The following is a 5,193-nucleotide window of genomic DNA, read 5'->3' on the forward strand; positions in this document are numbered from 1 at the left end:
GCCTCTGCGAGATACGGCTCGTCCTCGACGATCAGCACACGCACGGCACAGCTCTCATGTGCTCAGAGCTTACGCACCCGGGCATATCGCGAGCATATGAAAAAGTGCATACGTCGTCGCAACAGCGCCCCTTCTTGACTGAGGGCATGAACATACGCACTGCCCTCGGGCGTCACCGGGCCACCGCGGTGATCGGGGTCGCACTCCTCGCCGCCGCGATCACCGGCTCGATCGTGCTGATCGGTCAGCAGTCGCTGGCGTCGGCATCCGTCTCACCGTCGATCTCGCCCTCGTCTCTCACCGAGGCAGACGGGGTCATCCACGACGAAGGGGCCGTGTCGGTGTTCGACGAGACGCCGGCCGTGACCAAACTCGACTCCGATCTGCTCGCGGCCGTCCGCAACGCCGCGACCGCAGCCGAACACGACGGCGTGCGCATGCATGTGAACAGCGGCTGGCGGTCGGCCGAGTACCAGCAGGTTCTTCGGCAGGATGCGGTCGCCGAGTACGGATCGGAAGAGGAGGCTGCCCGCTGGGTCGCGACCCCCGAGAACTCCGAGCACGTGTCGGGGGATGCGGTCGATCTGGGTCCGCTCGCCGCACAGGACTGGCTGTCGCGTCGTGGCGCCGAGTTCGGCCTCTGCCAGATCTTCGCGAACGAGCGCTGGCACTTCGAACTGCGCCCGGCCGCCGTCGCCAACGGCTGCCCGCTGATGTACGACGACCCGACCGCCGATCCGAGGACGCAGCGATGACCACCGCATTCACCACGCAGCCCACCGCACTGGGCGCGATGAAGGTCGCCCGGCGGCCCACGCTCTCACGCATGCACGCACCGACCCTGCAGACGATCCCTGCCGCGGTCGCGGCGAACGTCGGGCGGATGCGGTCGGCCACCGACGCCACGATCATGGCGGTCGTCAAAGCCGACGGCTATGGCCTCGGCGCCGTCACCGTGGCTCGTGCGGCGATCGATGCCGGAGCCGAATGGCTGGGCATCACCGATGTCGACGATGCCGCCGAGCTGCGGATCGCCGGCATCGAGGCGCCGATCCTCGCGTGGCTGAACCCCTCGGGGGTCGATGTCGCGCGTGCCGTGGCCGATCGGGTCGACATCGCGGTCGGCTCCGTCGACGAGCTGCGCCAGCTGATCGCCGACGCCGCGACGCTTCCGCCGGGGCGCGTACGCGTGCACCTGCACATGGACACCGGGATGTCGCGGGGTGGCGTGCCCCTCGGGGACTGGGCGGAGCTGCTGCGACTGGCGAGATCGGCCGCAGAGCGGATCGCCGTCGTCGGCGTCATGGGGCACCTGCCCTGCGCCGACGCCGGTGACCCCGCGGCCAACGCGGCCGCCGTGCTGCGGATGCGACAGGCGAGGGATGCCGTGCTGCGCGCCGGCTTCGGGCCACTGATCGTGCATCTCGCGGCGACCGCCGGCACGCTCACCGACCCGGCCGCACACTTCGACATGGTGCGGGTGGGCGCGGGGCTGGTGGGCATCGATCCGTCGGAGACGGTGTCGCTGCAGGGCGCCGCGCGGCTGACGGCGTCGGTCGTGCACAGCAGCATCGTGCCCGCCGCGACGGCGGTCGGCTACGGAGGAGCGTTCGTGACGGAGCGCCAGTCGCGGCTCGCGGTGATCGGCGTCGGGTACGCCGACGGCATCCCTCGTGAGCTTCTGGCGGGGGCGAGCGTGGCGATCGACGGCATCCGCTGCCCGCTCGTCGGGCGCGTGTCGATGGACCAGATCGTCGTCGACACCGGAGACGTCCTCGTGCCGCGGGGCGCGACCGCAGTGATCTTCGGGCCGGAGGGCGGCGCGGTGCCGAGCATGCAGGAGTGGGCTCGCTGGTCGGGGAGCATCCCCCACACGATCGTCACGGGCATCGGTGCGCGGGTCGAGAGGACGATCGCGTGAGGGTTCTGGTGATCGGAGGAGGGCAGAACTCCGAGCATGACGTCTCGCTCGCCTCCGCCGCGGCGGTCGCGGAGGCGCTGGGCGTCGGGGGATACGAGGTCAGCACGGTGACGATCTCGCGCGCGGGGATCTGGGAGGTGGCGGGCGTCTCGGAGGGTGCCACCGCCGCCGAATCCCTGGCTCTCGCGATGACGATGATCACGCGGGCCGACGTCGTATTCCCCGCGGTGCATGGAGCGCTGGGTGAAGACGGCGTTCTCGCCGCGCTGTGCGCTCTCGCCGGGGTGCGCGTCGTCGGATCCGGTCCGCGGGCGGGAGCGATCGGCATGGACAAGTGGATGACGAAGCTCGTGGCCGAGGCTGCGGGACTGCGCACGGCGCGAGGGCGGCTGATCGGCGCGGCCGACTGCGGAGATGCCGAGTTCGACGGTGCGGTGGTGGTGAAGCCCGTGTCGGCAGGGTCGAGCTACGGGGTGTCGCTCGTGCGGGAGGAAGCCGATCTCGCGGCGGCGCTGCGGGAGGCGGCACGGTTCGATCGGCGCATCCTCGTCGAAGAGGTCGTGCACGGGAGGGAGATCGATCTCGCCGTCATCCGGGAGGCCGGAGGGGTGCGCTGGGCGGCGCCCCCGCTCGAGATCCATGCGGCCGGGCTGTTCGACACCGCCATGAAGTACGACGGCAGCGCGCGGTTCACGGTGCCGGCGCAGCTGTCGATCGCCGAATCGGGCTCGCTCACGCGAGCAGCCCTCGCGCTGTTCGACGCTCTCGGATGCGGGGGAGTCGCGCGCATGGACTTCTTCCTCACTGACGAGGGACCGGTGCTGAACGAGGTCAACACGATGCCGGGGCTGACCGCCGCATCGCAGGTGCCGCGCATGTTCGCGGCGGCCGACGTGTCGTATGTCGACCTGGTCGACCGCCTCGTTCGCGCCGCCGAGGTTCCAGAACGGTGACGGCACGCGTCGGCTGGCCCGACGTCGCGAATCGGCGGGAGCGGTCAGCCAACCGGGCGAAGAGCAGCCATCCGACCGAGGCTAGAGTCGGTCGACGCCTGTCACAGTGACGATCGCGGCGCCCTCCTCGTCGGAGGCGGCGAGGTCGACCGTGGCCGAGATGCCCCAGTCGTGGTCGCCTGCCGGGTCGTCGAGGATCTGACGAACGGTCCACTCGGTCGCGCCCTCGGTGAGGAGCAGCAGCTGCGAGCTGCGCGCGTTCGCGCCGGTGAGGATCTCGTCGTGCTCGGCGAAGTAGCCGTCGAGCGCGTCCGACCACGCGTCGGCGCCGAACGAGGGGTCGAGCTCGGCGAGGGCCGCCACATCCTCACGGGCCGCGAGCTGCACGCGGCGGAACAGCTCGTTGCGCACGAGAGTGCGGAAAGCCCGCACGTTCGACGAGAGGCGCTTCGGCGCAGGGGGGACGATCGGCTCGTCATCCGGTCCCTGGAGCACCCCGTTGACCAGCTCTTCCCACTCGTCGAGCAGGCTCGAGTCGACCTGGCGCACGAGTTCGCCCAGCCACTCGATCAGGTCTCGGAGATCTTCGTCCTTCGCCTCTTCCGGGATCGTCTGCGAGGCCGCGCGATACGCGTCCGAGAGGTAGCGCAGCACGACACCCTCGGATCTCGCGATCTTGTAGTACGCGACGTATTCCCCGAACGACATGGCCCGCTCGTACATGTCGCGGACGACGGATTTCGGATGCAGTTCGAAGTCGCGGATCCACGGCTGCGCGGCGCTGAACGTCTCGAACGCGGCGGTCAGCAGCTCATCGAGGGGCTTCGCGTACGTGATCTCCTCGAGCAGCTCCATGCGCTCGTCGTACTCGATGCCCTCGCGCTTCATGACGGCCACGGCCTCGCCTCGGGCGAGGAACTCCTGCTGACCGAGGATCGCGCGCGGATCGTCGAGCGTCGACTCGACGATCGAGATCATGTCGAGGGCGTACGACCCGGTGCCCGTGCCGGCCGAGGGGTCGGGGTCGAGCAGATCGAACGCCGCGAGGGCGAACGGCGACAGCGGCTGGTTCAGCGCGAAGTTCGGCTGCAGGTCGACGGTGAGGCGGATCTCACCGTCATCCGTCTGCTCGACGACACCGGATTCGAGCAGGGTGCGGTAGATGCCGATGGCGCGCAGCGCGAGTTCGCGCTGCCGCTTTCGCGGCTCGTGGTTGTCGTAGACGAGCGCGCGCATGTTGCCGAAGACATCGCCGCCGCGACCGATCACGTTGAGCATCATGGCGCTCGTGATCTGCATGTGCGAGGTCAGGGTCTCGGGTTCGGCGTCGATCAGCTTGCGGAACGACGGCTCGCCCCACGACACGAAGCCGTCGGGTGCCTTCTTTCGGATGATCTTGCGCTTCTTCTTCGGGTCGTCGCCGGCCTTCTTGATGGCGGCGATGTTGTCGCTCTCGTGCTCCGGCGCCTGCGCGACGACGGTGCCGGCGGTGTCGTAGCCCGCGCGCCCCGCGCGTCCGGCGATCTGGTGGAATTCGCGAGCGCTGAGCTGGCGCATCCGGGTGCCGTCGAACTTGGTCAGCGCCGTGAGCAGGACGGTGCGGATGGGCACGTTGATGCCGACGCCGAGGGTGTCGGTGCCGCAGATCACACGCAGCAGGCCGCGCTGGGCGAGCTGTTCGACCAGACGACGGTACTTCGGCAGCATCCCGGCATGGTGAACCCCGATGCCCGCGCGGAGGAACCGCGAGAGGGTCTTGCCGAAGGCGGTCGTGAAGCGGAATCCGCCGATGAGCGAGGCGATCTCGTCGCGCTGCTCACGCGTGGCGACCTTGGTGCTCGACAGGGCCTGCGCCCGTTCCATCGCCGCAGCCTGCGAGAAGTGCACGACGTAGACCGGGGCCTGGCCTGTGCTCAGCAGATCGTCGATCGTCTCGTGGATCGGCGTCGTCTCATAGAAGTAGTGCAGGGGAACCGGGCGTTCGACGCCCGTGACGGATGCGGTGTCACGGCCGGTGCGTCGGGTCAGGTCGCTCGAGAGCTGCGACACATCGCCGAGGGTCGCCGACATCAGGATGAACTGCGCCTGCGGCAGCTCGAGCAGCGGCACCTGCCACGCCCAGCCGCGGTCGGGGTCGGCGTAGAAGTGGAACTCGTCCATGACGACCTGGTGCACCGCGGCATCCGTGCCCTGGCGCAGCGCGAGGTTCGCGAGGATCTCGGCCGTGCAGCAGATGATCGGGGCGTCGGGGTTGACCGAGGAGTCGCCCGTGATCATGCCGACGTTCGCGGCGCCGAAGACGTCGACGAGTGCGAAGAA

General features: G+C 69.5%; 4 protein-coding genes. 3 read left to right on the forward strand and 1 reads right to left on the reverse strand.

Features of this window, described 5'->3' with window-relative positions:
• The first annotated feature begins 146 nt into the window (after nt 1-146).
• The 3 genes from J7E68_RS12000 to J7E68_RS12010 are packed head-to-tail and all read left to right on the forward strand — an operon-like array spanning nt 147 to nt 2,874.
• Nucleotides 147-755: a M15 family metallopeptidase gene (locus J7E68_RS12000; RefSeq protein WP_215172870.1), complete on the forward strand. Its 609-nt coding sequence runs from the start codon at nt 147-149 to the stop codon at nt 753-755.
• Nucleotides 752-1,921 (forward strand): alanine racemase, encoded by a 1,170-nt coding sequence (alr, locus tag J7E68_RS12005; protein ID WP_251048927.1) that lies wholly within the window; start codon nt 752-754, stop codon nt 1,919-1,921. The genes J7E68_RS12000 and alr overlap by 4 nt, the downstream gene beginning before the upstream one ends.
• The gene (locus tag J7E68_RS12010; RefSeq protein ID WP_215172872.1) at nt 1,918-2,874 is read left to right on the forward strand and encodes a D-alanine--D-alanine ligase; all 957 of its coding nucleotides are present in this window, start codon (nt 1,918-1,920) and stop codon (nt 2,872-2,874) included. The genes alr and J7E68_RS12010 overlap by 4 nt, the downstream gene beginning before the upstream one ends.
• Before the next feature lie 81 nt (nt 2,875-2,955).
• On the opposite strand, the gene J7E68_RS12015 is transcribed toward J7E68_RS12010, so the two are convergent.
• Nucleotides 2,956-5,193 (reverse strand): RNA helicase (locus tag J7E68_RS12015; protein ID WP_215172874.1); only part of this gene is annotated, 2,238 nt, incomplete at its 5' end.

It is taken from the genome of Microbacterium sp. ISL-103 (assembly GCF_018613995.1).
Lineage (GTDB): Bacteria > Actinomycetota > Actinomycetes > Actinomycetales > Microbacteriaceae > Microbacterium.